The following is a 16,781-nucleotide window of genomic DNA, read 5'->3' as shown; positions in this document are numbered from 1 at the left end:
TCATGCACACACGCCATCAGCGCCGCGTCTGGTTCTTCGGCATCGCCTTGCTGGTGCTGGGCGGCGCGCTGGCGGTGCTCGGCCTGGGCATCGGCAGCACCGGCTTCGAAAGCCTGCTGGCGGCATGGAGTGATCCGGTGGCGCTGCGGATCGTCTGGGACATCCGGCTGCCGCGCACGCTGGGCGCCTGGCTCGCGGGCGCCTTGCTCGGGCTCGCGGGTTCGGTGGCGCAGGGGCTGTTCCGCAATCCGCTGGCCGATCCCTATCTGCTCGGCAGCGCCTCGGGGGCTTCGCTCGGCGTGGCGGTGGCGCTGCTGCTGTTCGGCGGCTCGGCCGCCAGCACGCAATGGGCGATGCGCCTGGGGCTCACCGGCGCGGCCTTCGTGGGGGCGGTGCTCGCGGTGATGCTCACGCTGGTGCTCGCGCGCGGCGTGCAGCAGACGCTGCGGCTGTTGCTCGCGGGCGTGATCGTCGGCGTGGTGCTCGGCGCCGCCAAGGACCTGATCACCATCGCCTCGGCCGACATCCTGCAGGCCATCCAGGGCTTCATCCTGGGCAGCACCGGCCTGGTCGGCTGGAGCGCATGCGCGGTGATGGCCGCGGTCGGTGCGGCGTGCCTGCTGCTGGGGTGGGCGCTCGCGCCGGTGCTCGACGGTCTTGCGCTCGGGGAAGCGACGGCCCGCAGCCTGGGCCTGCCGCTGGGTGCCATGCGCGCCACGCTGGTGGTGGTGCTCGCACTGGCCACCGGCGCGGCCGTGGCGCAGACCGGCCTGATCGCCTTCGTGGGCCTGGCTGCGCCGCACCTCGTGCGTTCTGTGGTCAAGACCACGCACGCCGGGCTGATCGTGCTGTCGGCGGCCATGGGCGGCCTGCTGCTGATGGCCGCTGACCTGCTGGCGCGCTGGCTCATTGCGCCGCAGGAACTGCCCGTGGGCGTGCTCACGGCCGTGCTCGGCGGCAGCTACCTGCTGTGGCTGATGCACAGGCGCAGCGCGCGGGGTGGCGTGGCATGAGCCAGATCCCCGCACTCGAAGCACGCGGGCTGAGCGCCACGCTCGGCAACATCGAGGTGCTGCACGGCATCGACCTGAAACTCGGGGCCGCGCGCTGGACCAGCGTGGTCGGGCCGAATGGGGCGGGCAAGTCGACCCTGCTCAAGGCGCTTGCGGGCCTGCTCGCGCACCGCGGCGAAGTCTTTCTTTTTGGCGAAGCATCGGCCAAGGTGCCGGGCCGCATTCGCGCGCAGCGCCTTTCGTGGCTGGGCCAGAGCGGCGCGGCGGGCGAGGGCAGCGCCGACGACCTGATGGTCTACGACATCGCCATGCTCGGCCGCCTGCCGCACCAGCGCTGGCTCGCAGCGCCGAGCACCGCCGACCGCGAGGCGGTGGAGCGCGCGCTGCGCAGCACCCAGGCCTGGGATTGGCGCGAACGGCCGCTCGGCCAGCTCTCGGGCGGCGAACGCCAGCGCGTACTGCTGGCGCGCGCGCTCGCGGTCGAGGCCGAGCTGCTGCTGATGGACGAGCCGCTCGCCAACCTCGATCCTCCGCACCAGGCCGACTGGATGCAGACCACGCGCGCCCTGGTGGCCCAGGGTCGCACCGTGGTCAGCGTGCTGCACGAACTCCCGATGGCACTGGCCGCCGACGAGCTGGTGGTGATGAACCACGGCCGCGTGGTGCACCACGGCGGCAGCAGCGACCCGGCCACCCACGCCGCGCTCGAACAGGTGTTCGACCACCGCATCCGCGTGCACCGCGTGGCCGACCAGTGGATCGCACTGCCGAACTGACGAACATCAACACGGAGCCCGCATCATGCAAATCGAAACTCCCCCCAGCGAGAAGCCGTACGACAAGGCCGAAGGCGAACGCCGCGGCCTTGTCATCGTCAACACCGGCGACGGCAAGGGCAAGAGCACCGCGGCCTTCGGCCTGGCGCTGCGCGCGCACGGCCGCGGCAAGGCGGTGAAGATCTACCAGTTCATGAAGGTGCCTTCGGCGCGTTTCGGCGAGCACCGCATGTTCGAGCAGATCGGCATTCCGATCGAGGGCCTGGGCGACGGCTTCAGCTGGAAGAGCCAGGACCTCGAACGCTCGGCCCAACTGGCGCGCGACGGCTGGGAAAAAGCCAGGGCGGCCATTCTTTCCGGCGAGTTCTTCCTGGTGGTGCTGGACGAGATCACCTATCCGCTGATCTACGGCTGGCTGCCGCTCGAAGGCGTGCTCGAAACGCTGCGCGCACGGCCCAAGCACGTGCACGTGGTGCTCACCGGCCGGCGCTGCCCGCCCGAGATCGTCGAGCTGGCCGACACCGTGACCGAGATGGCCATGGTCAAGCACGCATTCAAGGCCGGCATTCCCGCGCAGCGCGGCATCGAGGACTGAGTTGGTGCCCGCCGTTGCGGCGCTGTGGCTTGCCTTGGCCATCGACCGCTGGCTGGGCGAACCTGCCGCGCGTTGGCATCCCGTGGTGTGGATGGGGCGCTATCTCGGCTGGATCGGCTCCCGCATGGCGCCGCTGGCAGCCGATGCGAAGCCCCGCGATCTGCCGCTGCTCCTGGCCGGGGCGCTGGCCTGGGGCGTGGGCGCGATGCTGGTTGGCGTACTGGCGTTGGCATTGGAGGGAAGCGCAACGCAATGGCTGCCCGGCTGGGCGACCGCTTTGGTGCTGGGCCTTGCGCTGAAGCCTCTCTTCGCATGGCGCATGCTACGCGTCGAGGTGCTCGCGGTCGAGGCGGCGCTGGCCGTGTCGCTGGAAGCGGGCCGCGCGCAGCTCGCCCGGCTGGTGAGCCGCGATGTCTGCGCGCTCGGCGAGCGCGAGGTGCGCGAAAGCGTGATCGAGTCGCTGGCCGAGAACCTCAACGATTCGCTCGTGGCACCGCTGTTCTGGTTCGTGCTGCTGGGCCTGCCGGGCGCGGCGGTCTATCGCTTCGCCAACACGGCCGATGCGATGTGGGGCTATCGCGGCGAGCGCAACGGCCGCGACTGGAGCTGGTTCGGCAAGTGGGCCGCGCGCGCCGACGACGTGCTCTCGTGGCTGCCGGCACGGCTCACGGCGGTGCTGCTTGCGCTCGCGGCATGGCGGTGGCCGTTGGGCGTGGCACGCGAGGCGCGGCGCACGCCGTCGCCCAACAGCGGCTGGCCGATGGCGGCGATGGCATTGCTGCTCGGCGTGCGGCTTGCCAAGCCCGGCGTCTATGCCTTGAATGCCGAAGGGCGGCCAGCCGAAGCGGCCGACACGCAGCGCGCGGCGGGGTGGGGCGACAGGGCCGCGGTGGCGCTGGCGGTCTGTGCATCATTGGCCATCTTCGCGGCAACGGTTTGGGCATGACACCGGAACACACGACAACCACCGCCGTGCTGCATGGCGGCCCCGACGAGGTCGGCACCGCCTGGCACGATTTCTCGACCAACGGCAACGCCACGGGCTCATGCCCGGTGGTTCTTGCCGCGCTGCGCACAGCCGATGCGGCCCACTATCCGGATCCGGGCTACACGGCGCTGCGCCGCGCATTGGCGGCCTTTCACGGTGTGGCTGCCGAACGCATCGTGATCGCGGCGAGTGCCAGCGAATTCATTCACCGCATCAGCGCCGCCGTTGCGCAGGGCGGCGGCCGGCAGGTCTTGCTGCCGGCGCACAGCTATGGCGACTACGAGCGTGCGGCGTTGGCCTGGGGTTTGCAGGTGCTGCGGCCGCCAGAGCCGCACGGCGAGGCGGCTCTGCACTGGTGCTGCGAGCCGTCGAGCCCGCTGGGCCGGGCTGAGGCCGACCTCGCGCTGCACGCCAAGTCCGCCGGCACCTGCGTGCTCGACCTGGCCTACGAACCGCTGCGTCTCGAAGGTGCGGCATCGCTCGACGCGGCGCAGCGCGATCGCGTCTGGCAGCTGTGGACGCCGAACAAGGCGATGGGACTCACCGGCATTCGCGCCGCCTATGCCATCGCACCCGAAGGCGATGCCGCCGCGCCGCTGAGGCAGCGCCTCGAGCGGCTGGCCCCCTCGTGGCCGGTGGGCGCACACGGCGTGGCGCTGCTCGAGACCTGGATCGGCAACGAAGCGCAAGCCTGGCTCGCTCGAAGCCTGCACACCTTGCGCACATGGAAAGCGCAGCAGCGCGCCCTTTGCGAATCGATGGGATGGCAGTGCCTGCCGAGCGATGCCAATTTTTTCTGCGCGCGCACCGATGCGCCCTACCCGCAGCGGGCCGCCCGGCTGCGCGCCGAAGGCATCAAACTGCGCGACTGTGCATCATTCGGCCTGCCGGGCCACGTGCGGCTCGGCGTGCTGCCGCCGCAAAGCCAGCAGGCGCTGAAAGAGGCCTGGACGCGCGCAGCGGCCTCGGCCGAACACTGAAAGTCAATACCGCAGGACATCCGCATGCTCTACGCCATCACCACGCTCTTTCTTTGCCAGCTGGCCGGTGAACTGCTCGTGCAGTGGCTGGGGCTACCGATTCCCGGCCCGCTGATCGGCATGCTGCTGCTGTTCATCGTGCTGCTCGTGCGCGGCGGCGTGCCCGATGCTTTGAGCGAGACCTCGGGCCATCTGCTGCGCAACCTCATGCTGCTGTTCATTCCCGCAGTGACCGGCGTCATGCTGCATTTCGAACGGGTAGGGCGCGAATGGCTTCCGTTCCTTGCGGCCGGCATCGTGGGTGCGGCCTTCACCATGGCCGTGACCGCGCTCACCTTGCACTGGATGATCCGCATCACCGGCAAGGATGCGGAATGACCCCGCCCGCGAAGCTGTCCGATATCTGGGTCTTCCTTGCGCAGTCGCCGCTGCTGTGGCTGTCGCTCACGCTGCTGGCCTATCTGGGCGCGCTGTGGCTGCACAGGCGCAGCGGTGCCAACCCGGCGGTCAATCCGGTGCTGGTCTCGGTGATCGCCATCGTGGGCGTGCTGCTCATCACGCGCACGCCCTACGACACGTATTTCGAAGGCGCCAAGTTCGTGCACTTCCTGATCGGGCCGGCCACCGTGGCGCTGGCCGTGCCGCTGTATGGCCAGCTCGGGCGGCTGCGGCGCCTGTGGCTGCCGATTGGCGTGGCGCTGCTGGTGGGCTCGGTGGCGGCCATCGTGTCGGCCATCGGCATTGCATGGGCGCTGGGCGGATCGCACGAGCTGCTGATGTCGCTCGCGCCCAAGTCGGCCACCATGCCGATCGCGATGGGCGTGGCCGAGAAGATCGGCGGGCTGCCGTCGCTGGCCGCGGTGGCCGCCGCCGTGGCGGGCATCTCCGGCGCCATCATGGCGACCGGCCTGCTGAATCTGCTGCGCATCAGGGAACCCGCGGTGCGCGGCTTTGCCGTCGGTATGGCGGCGCACGGCATCGGCACCGCGCGAGCCATCCAGGTGAACGAAACGGCGGGTGCTTTCTCTGCGCTGGCGCTGGGGCTGAACGGCATCGCGACGGCACTGCTGGTGCCGTTGCTGATCAAGCTGTCGAGCTTCTTCTGACGCAGAATGGCGCCTCCTCTTTTGGCTCTGGAGAGCAAGGCATGGCCCAGTACACCGCAGAAATCCTCTGGCAGCGAGGCGACCAGGACTTCCTCGGCAACACCTACAGCAGAAGGCATTCGCTGCGCTTCGATGGCGGCGCGGAAGTGCCCGGCTCTTCGTCGCCGCACGTGGTGCCGCTGCCGTTTTCCGATGCAGCGGCGGTCGATCCCGAGGAAGCCTTCGTCGCTTCGCTGTCGAGCTGCCACATGCTGTGGTTCCTCACCATGGCAATGAAGCGCAAGTTCAACGTCGATCGCTACTTCGATGCGGCGAGCGGCATCATGGAAAAGAACGCCGAAGGCAGGCTCGCGATGACGGTGGTCACGCTCCGGCCCGAGGTCGTGTTCTCGGGCGCGAACCTGCCCACGCGCGAGCAGGTCGAGCACATGCACCACCGGGCGCACGAAGAGTGCTTCATTGCCAACTCGGTGAAGACCGAGGTGCGTTGCGAGCCGGTGTTCGCTCCGGCCGGTTAAGGAGCGTCAGGCGGACTTCAGCGCCGCTGCAGCCGCGGATTCTTCGCAAACAGCTCCGCAGCCCAGTCCACGAACGCCCGCACCTTCGCGCTCAGGTGCCGGTTGGGCGGATAGACCACGTGGATCGGCAGCGGCTCGCGCTGCCAGTCGGGCAGCACCTCGACCAGTTCGCCGCTTTCCAGCAGCGGTTCGGCCATGAAAGTGATGCACTGCGAAATGCCGAAGCCGCCGAGCACCGCCGTGATGTGCGCGTTGCTCTCGTTGACCGACACGCGGTAGGGGCCGTTGAGCTCGATGTATTCGTCGCCTTTCCTGAACTCGTGCGGGTAGGTGCGCCGCGTGCTGCCCGAGAAGTAGCTCACCACGTGGTGCCGCTTCTCGATGTCGTTCGGATGCTGCGGAATGCCGTAGCGCTTGACGTAGGCGGGCGACGCCACGGTCACGAAGTGTAGGGTGCCGATGCGGCGGGCCACCAGCGACTGGTCGCTCAGTTCGCCGGCCCGGATCACGCAGTCGACGTTGTCGCTGATGAGGTCGACCGTGCGGTCGCTCACGCCCAGGTCGACCTGGATCTCGGGGTAGCGGTCGCAGAAGGTGGCCAGCGCGGGCAGGATGATCAGCCGCGCCACCGAGGTGCCTATATCGATGCGCAGGCGCCCCGTGGGATTGGCCTGCGCGTTGGTCATGCTCGCTTCGATGTCGTCGAAGTCGTTCAGCAGGCGCGCCGCGCGCTCGTAGTAGGCCGCGCCGTCCGGCGTCACGGTCACTCGCCGCGTGGTGCGGTTGAGCAGCTTCACCCGCAGGCGCGATTCCAGCGCCTGGATCTGCTTGGTGACCGTTCCCTTGGGCAGGGCGAGCGAGTCCGCGGCCCGGGTGAACGTGCCCGCTTCCACCACGCGAACAAAGATCCGCATTGCCTGGATTTGATCCATTGATGACTGTTCCTGGGAGCCCGGCCATTGCCGAGAGGACGCGGATTCTCACACAAGGCGGCAATCCCCGGCGTTTCCTGGATTGTTAGCTGTTTGGAAACAGAGTAGGGGCAGCTTGCCTGTTTAACGCCACACTGGCCGCCTTATATTTCGACTATCGCCAATCCTCCTGAGGTTGCCTCCATGTCACCCCGTCCATCGTCCCGCTCTGCCGAAGCCGCTGCTCTCGCCGCGGCGCAAGGCGTGGAAGCCGATCTTTCGATCGAGCTGCCCGGCCGGGAGCCCGTGGGCGCCCGGGTCTACGGGCTGCGCCCGCGGGGTGAAACGGTGCCGCTGGTGCTGCATTTCCACGGCGGCACCTTCATCTGCGGCAACCTGGACAACGGACGCAACGTGGCGCGGCTGCTGGCCGGCGCGGGCGCGGTGGTGGTGTCGGTGGACTATCCGCTGGCGCCCGAATCGCCTTTCCCAGAGCCTATCGAAGTGGGTTATGCCGCGCTCGAATGGCTCTACAAGCAGCGCGTGAAGCTCGGCGGCAAGGGCGCCCGGGTGTACCTGGCCGGCGAAGAGGCCGGCGGCAACCTGGCCGCCGGGGTGGCGCTGATCGCCCGCGACCGGGCGCATCCGCCGCTGGCCGGGCAGATCCTGCTGTCGCCCATGCTCGATCCGTGCGCGGGCACGGCATCGCTGCGCAAGGCCACCAACGACTCCGCCGAATGCCGCTGGGCCACGGGTTGGGAAAAGTACCTGAGCTGCCCGTCGAACGCGATGCACCCCTACGCGGTGCCGAGCGGATCGCTGCGGCTGTCGTCCCTGGCGCCGGCCCTGGTGCTGGTGGGTCCCGACGATGCCATGCGCGACGAGGCGATGACTTTTGCCGGGCGCCTGCGCGCGGCCGGCATCGACGTCACCAGCAGCGTCCTGCCCGGTGCCGCCAACTGGCCCAAGGCGCTGTACGACCCCGAGCCCTCGGGTTGCAAGACCTGCGAAGCCAGCGTGCAGCAGCATTTCCGCGAGTTTTTCAGTGCCACCACGCCGCCTCCGGTAGCACCCAAGCCCAGCTAGGCGGGCCGGTCGCGGCAGCCCTGCTGACGACGCGACGCCGCCCCTCGGCCCACCGGTAACCCCGGTCATTTTCGAGTTCCGCCTCCTGGCGCCAAAAGCGCCGGGATGGCCTGTTGCATCCCAAGAAGTCATCGAGAAGGACGAACCATCATGTCGAACAACAAGCAAAACCTTTCTTCCGCCGCCCGCAAGGGCCTGTGGCCCGCAGTGACCGGCCTCACCGCGCTGCTGGCGGTGGCCGCCGCGGTGCTCGGCATGCACAGCTTCAAGGCCGAGGCCACGGCACCGGCCGCGGCGCAGCAGGGCACGCCGGTCTCGGTGGCCACCGTGGCTTCGAGCGAGATCAATGCCTGGGACGAGTTCTCGGGCCGGCTCGAGGCGGTGCAACGTGTCGACGTGCGTTCCCGCGTGGCGGGCGCCGTGCAGTCGGTGCACTTCCGCGAAGGCGCACTGGTGAAGCAGGGCGACCTGCTGATCACCATCGACCCCGCGCCATACGCAGCCGAAGTGGAGCGCGCCGAAGCGCAGGTGGCCTCGGCCCAGGCCCGCCAGGCCTTCAGCCGCAGCGAGCAGGAGCGCGCCAAGCGCCTGTGGGACCAGCAGGCCATCGCCCAGCGCGAATACGACGAGCGCGTGAACGCCGCGCGTGAAGCCGAAGCCAACCTGCGCGCCGCGCAAGCGTCGCTGCAGTCGGCGCGGCTGAACCTGGGCTACACCCAGGTGCGGGCGCCGGTCGCGGGCCGCATCGGCAAGCTCGAAGTGACGATGGGCAACCTGGTGGCTGCCGGCCCCGGCGCGCCGGTGCTGACCACGCTGGTGTCGGTGAGCCCGATCTATGCGAGCTTCGACGCCGACGAGCAGGTGATCACGCGCGCCCTGAAGGATCTGCCGAGCGGCGCCAGCGCCCGCGGCCAGATCGAGAGCATTCCCGTGCAGATGGGCACCGCCGGCCTCGAGGGCACGCCCTTCACCGGCAAGCTGCAGCTGATCGACAACCAGGTCGACGCGCGCAGCGGCACCGTGCGTGTGCGGGCCTCCTTCGACAACAAGGACGGCAGCCTCATTCCCGGCCAGTTCGCCCGCATCCGCATGGGCCAGGCGCGCAGCGACACCGCGCTGCTGGTGAGCGAGCGCGCCATCGGCACCGACCAGAACAAGAAGTTCGTGATGGTCGTGGGCGACGACAACAAGGCCGTCTATCGCGAAGTGGCGCTCGGCGCATCGATCAACGGCCTGCGTGTCGTGAGCAAGGGCCTGAAGGTGGGCGACCGCGTCGTGGTCAACGGCCTGCAGCACATCCGCCCCGGTGCGCTGGTGGCGCCGCAGACGGTGACGATGGACGCCAAGGCCGACACGAAGCAACAACAACCGGAACGCGTCGCGGAAGCCGCGAAGTCCTGAACTCGGAGGGGAGCGCCTTGGCGCTCGCCGGAGAAACAACATGAATCTCTCTAAATTCTTCATCGACCGGCCGATCTTTGCCGGCGTGCTGTCGCTATTGATACTGATAGCCGGCCTGATCGCGCTGCGCGGGCTGCCGATCTCGGAGTACCCGGAAGTCGCGCCGCCCTCGGTGGTGGTGCGCGCCCAGTACCCGGGCGCCAACCCGAAGGTGATCGCCGAAACGGTGGCCACGCCGCTCGAAGAGCAGATCAACGGTGTCGAAGGCATGCTCTACATGGGCAGCCAGGCAACGACCGACGGCGTGCTCACGCTCACCGTCACCTTCCGCCTGGGCACCGATCCCGACAAGGCACAGCAGCTGGTGCAGAACCGCGTCTCGCAAGCCGAGCCGCGCCTGCCGGAAGAAGTGCGCCGCCTCGGCATCACGACCGTCAAGAGCGCCCCTGACCTGACGATGGTGGTCCACCTCGTCTCGCCGAACAACCGCTACGACATCAACTACCTGCGCAACTACGCGGTGCTGAACGTGAAGGACCCGCTCGCGCGCATCGAAGGCGTGGGCCAGGTGCAGATCTTCGGCGGCGGCGACTACTCGATGCGCGTCTGGCTCGATCCGCAAAAGGTCGCGCAGCGCGGCCTGTCGGCCAGCGACGTGGTGGCTGCGATCCGCGGCCAGAACGTGCAGGCCGCGGCCGGCGTGGTCGGCGCTTCGCCGGGCCTGTCGGGCGTGGACATGCAGCTCTCGATCAATGCGCAAGGGCGCCTGCAGAGCGAGGAAGAATTCGGCGACATCATCGTCAAGAGCGGCACCGACGGCGCCGTGACCCGGCTGCGCGACATCGGCCGCCTCGAGATGGGCGCTGCCGACTACTCGCTGCGTTCGCTCCTGAACAACGACCCGGCCGTCGGCATGGGCGTGTTCCAGGCACCGGGCTCCAACGCGCTCGACATCTCGTCCAACGTACGCAAGACGATGGCCGAGCTCAACAAGAACATGCCCGAAGGCCTGGAATACCGCATCGCCTACGACCCGACGCAGTTCGTGCGCGCGTCGATCGAATCGGTGATCCACACGCTGCTCGAAGCCATCATGCTGGTGGTGCTGGTCGTGATCCTGTTCCTGCAGACGTGGCGCGCTTCCATCATTCCGCTGCTGGCCGTGCCGGTGTCGGTGATCGGCACCTTCGCGGTGCTGCACATCCTGGGTTTCTCGATCAATGCGCTGAGCCTGTTCGGGCTGGTGCTGGCGATCGGCATCGTGGTGGATGACGCCATCGTGGTGGTGGAGAACGTCGAGCGGAACATCGAGGCGGGTTTGACGCCGCGTGAAGCCACTTATCGGGCAATGCGCGAAGTGTCCGGGCCCATCATCGCGATTGCGCTGGTGCTGGTGGCCGTGTTCGTGCCGCTGGCCTTCATCAGCGGCCTCACGGGCCAGTTCTATCGCCAGTTCGCGGTGACCATCGCGATCTCGACGGTGATCTCTGCCATCAACTCGCTCACGCTGTCGCCCGCGCTCGCCGCACTGCTGCTGCGCGGCCACGACCAGCCCAAGGACGCGCTGACCCGCGGCATGGACAAGGTCTTCGGCTGGCTGTTCCGCGGCTTCAACAGGCTCTTCAGCCGTGGTTCGGAAGCCTACAGCGGCGGCGTCAAGAGCGTGATCTCGCGCAAGACGCTGATGCTGGTGATCTACCTCGCGCTGATCGGCGTGACCTTCGGCCTCTTCAAGGCGGTGCCCAGCGGCTTCGTGCCGGCGCAGGACAAGCAATACCTGATCGGCTTTGCCCAGCTGCCCGACGGCGCCACGCTCGACCGCACCGACGAGGTGATCCAGCGCATGGGCGAGATCATGAAGAAGAACCCGAACGTGGAAGACGCCATCGCCTTTCCGGGCCTCTCGATCAACGGCTTCACCAACAGCTCGAATTCGGGCATCGTGTTCGCCACGCTCAAGCCCTTCGACCAGCGCAAGCGCGCCGACCAGAGTGGCGGTGCGGTGGCGGGGCAGCTCAACGGCGCGTTTGCCAGCATCCAGGACGCGTTCATCGTGATGTTCCCGCCGCCGCCGGTGGCGGGCCTGGGCACCACGGGCGGCTTCAAGCTGCAGATCGAAGACCGCGCCTCGGTCGGCTACGACCAGATGGACGCGGCGGTAAAGGCCTTCATGGCCAAGGCCTATGCCGCGCCCGAACTCACGGGCATGTTCACGAGCTGGCAGGTCAACGTGCCGCAGCTGTATGCCGACATCGACCGCACCAAGGCGCGCCAGCTCGGCGTGCCCGTGACGGACATCTTCGACACCATGCAGATCTATCTCGGCAGCCTGTATGCGAACGACTTCAACAAGTTCGGCCGCACCTACAGCGTGCGCGTGCAGGCCGATGCGCCTTACCGCGCCCGCGCCGAAGACGTGGGCATGCTGAAGGTGCGCTCGACCACGGGCGAGATGGTGCCGCTGTCCGCGCTGATGAAGGTGAATTCGACCTTCGGGCCGGAACGCGCCATGCGCTACAACGGCTACCTCGCGGCCGACATCAACGGCGGCCCCGCCCCCGGTTATTCGTCGGGCCAGGCGCAGGACGTGATCACCAAGATCGCGGCCGAGACGCTGCCCAAGGGCGTGAGCTTCGAGTGGACCGAGCTGACCTACCAGGAAATTCTGGCCGGCAACTCCGCCTTCCTGGTGTTCCCGCTGGCCATCCTGCTGGTGTTCCTGGTGCTGGCCGCGCAGTACGAGAGCCTGACGCTGCCGATCGCCATCATCCTGATCGTGCCCATGGGCATCCTGGCCGCAATGACGGGCGTATGGATATCGGGGGGTGACAACAACGTCTTCACGCAGATCGGACTGATCGTGCTGGTGGGGCTGAGTGCGAAGAACGCGATCCTGATCGTGGAGTTCGCCCGGGAGCTCGAGTTCGCCGGCAGAACGCCCATACAAGCCGCGATCGAAGCCAGCCGCCTGCGCCTGCGCCCGATCCTGATGACCTCGCTGGCCTTCGTGATGGGTGTGCTGCCGCTCGTGCTGTCGACCGGCGCGGGTTCGGAGATGCGCAAGGCCATGGGCGTGGCGGTGTTCGCCGGGATGATCGGCGTGACGGCCTTCGGCCTGTTCCTGACGCCGGTGTTCTATGTGCTGCTGCGCCGCCTGGCGGGCAACCGGCCGCTCAAGCTGCATGGCGAAGTGCCGCATGGCGAGGAGTTTGTCTCGGCGGGCCATCCGGTCGCCTCGGCACCCTCGTCGCACGGCGGCGGCTCCGGCGGTGGCGGGCTGCATCCTGTGCCGGCCTCGCCGCGTCCTTCGCACGACTGATTGCATGGTCGATCAAGAAGAAAGTTCATCATGAAATTCGCATTTCAACCTTGGGTCCGCAACGCTTTGTTGCCGCTGGTGGCGGGCCTGGCGCTGGCCGGCTGCGCGACCGTGCCCTCCGGCCTGCCGGAGATCCAGACCACCGCCCAGTTCAAGGAGCAGGGCGCCGCCCCGCCTGCGGGCTGGACGCGGGCCGTGCCCTCCGAAGCGCAGGCGCGCGGCGCCTGGTGGCTGGCGTTCAACGACCCGGTGCTCAATGCGCTGGTCGAGAAGGCCGACGTCAACAACAACAACATCCAGGCCGCGGCGGCGCGGCTGGCCGAGGCCCGCGCGCTGGCGCGCAGCGCCAACGCCGACCGCATGCCGCAGATCGGCCTGGGCGCGGGCGCCAACCGTGGCGCGGGCCTCGACAAGGCCACGGCCAGCACCAGGCCGGCCACCATGACCAACATCGGCGCCACGTTCTCGTACGAGGTCGACCTGTTCGGCCGCCTCTCGGGCGCAAGCAATGCGGCCAAGCTCGACGCGCAGAGCCGCGAGGCCCTGCTGCAAAGCACGCGCCTCGCGGTGCAGGCCGAGGTGGCCCAGACCTACCTGCAACTGCGCGCGCTCGACGCCGAGCGCGCGCTGGTGCGCGAACAGGTCGAGGCCTACCGCGACACGCTGCGGCTCTCGCAGCGCCGCCAGCAGGCCGGCGACATCGCCGAGCTCGACGTGGCGCGCGTGCAGACCGAGGTCTCGTCCACCGAGTCGGATGCGCTTGCGCTCGACCGGCAGCGCGCCCAAGTCGAGCATGCGCTCGCGGTGCTGGTGGGCGATTCGGCCTCGAGCTTCGGCCTGCGCACCGACGACTGGGCCACCGCGCTGCCGTCCGTGCCGCCCGGCGTGCCGGCCACGGTGCTGACGCGCCGCCCGGACGTCTCGGCCGCGCAGAACGCGGTGCTGTCGGCGCAGGCTCGTGTCGGCGTGGCGCAGGCGGCCTGGTTCCCGGACATCTCGCTGACCGGCGCGGCCGGCTACGCATCGCCCGAAATCGGCGACCTGTTCAAGTGGTCGGCCCGCTCGTGGGGCGTGGGTGCGCTGCTCTCGCTGCCGATCTTCGACGGCGGCCGCCGCGAAGCCGGCGTGCAGGGCGCCAACGCCCAGCTCGACGGCGCGCTCGCGAACTACCGCAACCAGGTGCTGGTGGCGTTCCAGGAGGTCGAAGACCAGCTCGCCGCCATCCGCATCCTGCAGGAGCAGTCGGTGGTGCAGGCACAGGCCGTCACCTCGGCCCAGCGCGCGACCAGCCTGTCGGACACGCGCTACCGCAACGGCTACATCAGCCAGCTCGACCTGCTCGACGCCCGCCGCAGCGAGCTGCGCAACCGGCGCCAGGCGCTGCAGGTGAAGTCGGCACAGTACCAGGCGGCCGTGGGGCTGATCCGCGCCATTGGCGGCGGCTGGGAAGCGCCGGCCGCCACGGCGCAGGTGCAGCCTGGCGGAACAGCGGCGGTAAAAACCGCGGCACGCTGAAAGAAACACCAAGGGGCGCAAGCCCCTTTTTCTTTGCCTCTTCGCGGCTGCCGGAAGAGGGCTGCGGCGACAACGGACAATAGCCGCATGACAACCCGATGCGTGATGATTCTCGGCACGACCAGTGGCGCCGGCAAGAGCTGGCTGACCGCCGCGCTGTGCCGCTGGTACGCGCGCCAGGGCCTCAAGGTGGCGCCCTTCAAGGCGCAGAACATGAGCAACAACGCCCGCGTGGTCGACGGCGGCGAAATCGGCAGCGCGCAGTATTTCCAGGCATTGGCCGCCCGTGCCGTGCCCGACGTGCGCATGAACCCGCTGCTGCTCAAGCCCGAGCGCGACACCCACAGCCAGGTGGTGCTGATGGGGCAGGTGAGCGCGGAGCTCACGGCCATGCCATGGCGCGGCCGCAGCGAGCGCGTCTGGCCGCAGATTGCAAAGGCGCTCGACGCGCTGCGCGCCGAGAACGACGTGGTGGTGATCGAAGGCGCCGGCTCGCCGGCCGAGATCAACCTGATGGCCAGCGACATCGTCAACCTGCGCGTGGCCCGCCATGCGGATGCGCGCTGCCTGCTGGTGACCGACATCGACCGCGGCGGCGCCTTCGCGCATCTGTACGGCACCTGGGCATTGATGCCCGAGAGCGACCGTGCGCTGCTGCGCGGCTTCGTGCTCAACAAGTTCCGCGGCGACGCCTCGCTGCTGGCGCCGGCGCCGCAGCAATTGCAGGCGCTGACCGGCATCGCGACCGTCGCCACGCTGCCGATGTGGCGGGAGCACGGCCTGCCCGAGGAAGACGGCGTGTTCGATGATCGAGGCCATGCCAGCGGGCCGGTCACGCGCACGGTGGCCGTTGTGGCCTATCCGCGCATCAGCAATCTCGACGAGTTCCAGCCACTCAAGAAAGTGCCGGGCGTCCGCCTGGTCTGGGCGCGCACGCCGGCGGATGTGGCCGGCGCCGACTGGATCGTGCTGCCCGGCTCCAAGCACACCAGCGGCGACCTCGCATGGCTGCGCGCGCAGGGCCTGGACCGCGCCATCGCCGCGCACGCGGCCGGCGGCGGCGCCGTACTGGGCGTCTGCGGCGGCCTGCAGATGCTGGGCGAGGCGCTGGTCGATCCGCACGGCATCGACGGCAATGCGCCGGGCCTGGGCCTGCTGCCGCTGGTGACGGTGTTCGAGCGCGAAAAGACGGTGCGCCACAGGGCGGCAGTCTTCGGCCAGCTGGGCGGCGCATGGGCTTCGCTCTCGAACGTGCCGGTGACCGGCTACGAAATCCATCACGGCCAGACCGCCATCCACCCGCAGATGGCGCAGGACGGCCGTGCCGTGATGCCCGAGGGCCTGGCCTGGCAGAACGCGCGCGGCAACGTGCTGGGCCTCTACCTGCACGGCCTGTTCGAGGACGCGGCCGCGCTCCACGCACTCTTCGGCGCCGCGGCACCCACGCTCGACGCCACCTTCGACGGCCTGGCCGATTTCATAGACACCCACTTCGAGGCCGGCGTACTGCAGGGCCTGATCGCATGACCGACGACAACCAGACCATTCCTTCCATTTCCGATATCCACGACGGCGCCCTTGCGGCGCGCCTGCAGGCGGCGCTCGACAACAAGACCAAGCCACTTGGCGCGCTGGGCCGGCTCGAGAGCCTGGCCTTGCGGATCGGCCTCGTCCTGGGCAGCGAAACGCCAGTGCTCGAAGCACCGCAAATGCTGGTGTGCGCGGCCGACCATGGCCTGGCGGCGCACGGCGTCTCGGCCTTTCCGAGCGACGTGACCTGGCAGATGGTCGAGAACTTCCTGGCCGGCGGCGCGGCCGTCAGCGTGCTGGCGCGCCAGCACGGGCTGGCGCTCACCGTGGTCGACTGCGGCGTGCGGCGCGACTTCCAGGCCCGGCCGGGGCTGGTGTCGCGACGGATCGCCGCTGGCACAGCCGATGCGTCGATTGGCCCCGCCATGACGCCAGCGCAGTGCGCACAAGCCATCGCCAACGGGCGCGAGGTGGTGCGCGCGCTGCCGGGCAATGCCTTGCTGCTCGGCGAAATGGGCATCGGCAACAGCTCGGCCGCGGCGCTGCTGCTTGCGCGGCTCGCGGGGCTGGACATCGACGGCTGCACCGGCTCCGGCACCGGCCTCGACGCCGCGGGACTCGCGCGCAAGCGGGGGGTGCTGCGCGAGGTGCTGGCGCTGCACGCATCGGCGGTGGCACCGCTCGACGCGCTGGCTGCGTTCGGCGGGTTCGAAATCGCCACCCTGGTTGGCGCGGTATTGCAGGCGGCGCAGGAGCGGCGCGTGATCGTGGTCGATGGCTTCATCGCCAGCGCCGCTGTGCTCGTTGCGCAGGCGCTGCAGCCGCACGTGGCGCAGCGCTGCGTGGCCGCGCACAGTTCGGCGGAGCCCGGGCATGCGCTGTTGCTGAAGCACCTCGGGCTCAAGCCCTTGCTGAACCTGGACCTGCGCCTTGGCGAAGGCTCGGGCGGCGCGCTGGCCTGGCCGCTGCTCGAATCGGCCTGCCGCATCCTGCGCGAGATGGCCAGCTTCGAAGCCGCCGGCGTGTCGCGCAAGGACAGTTGA

Annotated in this window: 15 protein-coding genes; 14 read left to right on the top strand and 1 reads right to left on the bottom strand. The window is 69.1% G+C overall.

Annotated elements, in window-relative coordinates:
- Positions 1–2: 2 nt before the first annotated feature.
- From VAPA_RS14775 to VAPA_RS14740, 8 genes are read left to right on the top strand one after another with little or no spacing between them, the layout of a single operon-like run.
- Positions 3–1,013 carry a FecCD family ABC transporter permease gene (locus tag VAPA_RS14775; RefSeq protein WP_021007578.1) on the top strand — a complete coding sequence of 337 codons (1,011 nt, stop codon included), beginning with the start codon at positions 3–5 and terminating at the stop codon, positions 1,011–1,013.
- A complete protein-coding gene (locus VAPA_RS14770) occupies positions 1,010–1,789 on the top strand; it encodes an ABC transporter ATP-binding protein (protein ID WP_021007577.1) in 780 nt (259 codons plus the stop codon). The genes VAPA_RS14775 and VAPA_RS14770 overlap by 4 nt, the downstream gene beginning before the upstream one ends.
- Positions 1,790–1,814: 25 nt before the next feature.
- Positions 1,815–2,384 (top strand): cob(I)yrinic acid a,c-diamide adenosyltransferase, encoded by a 570-nt coding sequence (cobO, locus tag VAPA_RS14765; protein ID WP_021007576.1) that lies wholly within the window; start codon positions 1,815–1,817, stop codon positions 2,382–2,384.
- Positions 2,385–2,388: 4 nt separating this feature from the next.
- Positions 2,389–3,330: an adenosylcobinamide-phosphate synthase CbiB gene (cbiB, locus tag VAPA_RS14760; RefSeq protein ID WP_230558874.1), complete on the top strand. Its 942-nt coding sequence runs from the start codon at positions 2,389–2,391 to the stop codon at positions 3,328–3,330.
- Complete coding sequence (locus tag VAPA_RS14755) at positions 3,327–4,352, top strand: aminotransferase class I/II-fold pyridoxal phosphate-dependent enzyme (RefSeq protein WP_021007574.1); 1,026 nt, start codon at positions 3,327–3,329, stop codon at positions 4,350–4,352. Before cbiB ends, VAPA_RS14755 begins: the two co-directional genes overlap by 4 nt.
- 24 nt (positions 4,353–4,376) lie before the next feature.
- Positions 4,377–4,730 (top strand): CidA/LrgA family protein, encoded by a 354-nt coding sequence (locus VAPA_RS14750; RefSeq protein WP_021007573.1) that lies wholly within the window; start codon positions 4,377–4,379, stop codon positions 4,728–4,730.
- Positions 4,727–5,458: an LrgB family protein gene (locus VAPA_RS14745; RefSeq protein WP_021007572.1), complete on the top strand. Its 732-nt coding sequence runs from the start codon at positions 4,727–4,729 to the stop codon at positions 5,456–5,458. The genes VAPA_RS14750 and VAPA_RS14745 overlap by 4 nt, the downstream gene beginning before the upstream one ends.
- Before the next feature lie 41 nt (positions 5,459–5,499).
- Positions 5,500–5,976: an OsmC family protein gene (locus tag VAPA_RS14740; RefSeq protein ID WP_021007571.1), complete on the top strand. Its 477-nt coding sequence runs from the start codon at positions 5,500–5,502 to the stop codon at positions 5,974–5,976.
- 17 nt (positions 5,977–5,993) lie between these two features.
- On the opposite strand, the gene VAPA_RS14735 is transcribed toward VAPA_RS14740, so the two are convergent.
- Positions 5,994–6,908, bottom strand: a complete 915-nt coding sequence (locus VAPA_RS14735) for a LysR family transcriptional regulator (protein ID WP_021007570.1) — start codon at positions 6,906–6,908, stop codon at positions 5,994–5,996.
- 183 nt (positions 6,909–7,091) lie between these two features.
- Between VAPA_RS14735 and VAPA_RS14730 the strand changes: the two genes are divergently transcribed.
- The 6 genes from VAPA_RS14730 (at position 7,092) to cobT (ending at position 16,781) form a co-directional block, all read left to right on the top strand.
- Positions 7,092–7,973, top strand: coding sequence for an alpha/beta hydrolase (locus VAPA_RS14730; protein ID WP_021007569.1), 882 nt, complete (start codon positions 7,092–7,094; stop codon positions 7,971–7,973).
- A 150-nt stretch (positions 7,974–8,123) separates the two neighbouring features.
- Positions 8,124–9,374, top strand: coding sequence for an efflux RND transporter periplasmic adaptor subunit (locus tag VAPA_RS14725; RefSeq protein ID WP_021007568.1), 1,251 nt, complete (start codon positions 8,124–8,126; stop codon positions 9,372–9,374).
- Positions 9,375–9,414: 40 nt separating this feature from the next.
- A complete protein-coding gene (locus VAPA_RS14720) occupies positions 9,415–12,693 on the top strand; it encodes an efflux RND transporter permease subunit (RefSeq protein ID WP_021007567.1) in 3,279 nt (1,092 codons plus the stop codon).
- Positions 12,694–12,723: 30 nt separating this feature from the next.
- Positions 12,724–14,208, top strand: a complete 1,485-nt coding sequence (locus VAPA_RS14715) for an efflux transporter outer membrane subunit (RefSeq protein WP_021007566.1) — start codon at positions 12,724–12,726, stop codon at positions 14,206–14,208.
- Between the two features lie 87 nt (positions 14,209–14,295).
- Positions 14,296–15,735, top strand: a complete 1,440-nt coding sequence (locus tag VAPA_RS14710) for a cobyric acid synthase (RefSeq protein ID WP_021007565.1) — start codon at positions 14,296–14,298, stop codon at positions 15,733–15,735.
- A complete protein-coding gene (cobT, locus tag VAPA_RS14705) occupies positions 15,732–16,781 on the top strand; it encodes a nicotinate-nucleotide--dimethylbenzimidazole phosphoribosyltransferase (protein WP_021007564.1) in 1,050 nt (349 codons plus the stop codon). Before VAPA_RS14710 ends, cobT begins: the two co-directional genes overlap by 4 nt.

Origin of the sequence: Variovorax paradoxus B4, assembly GCF_000463015.1 — a bacterium.
In the GTDB taxonomy this organism is placed as follows: Bacteria; Pseudomonadota; Gammaproteobacteria; order Burkholderiales; family Burkholderiaceae_C; genus Variovorax; species Variovorax paradoxus_E.
Note: the sequence above shows the minus strand (reverse complement) of the source record. Positions and strands in the feature narration are given on the sequence as shown.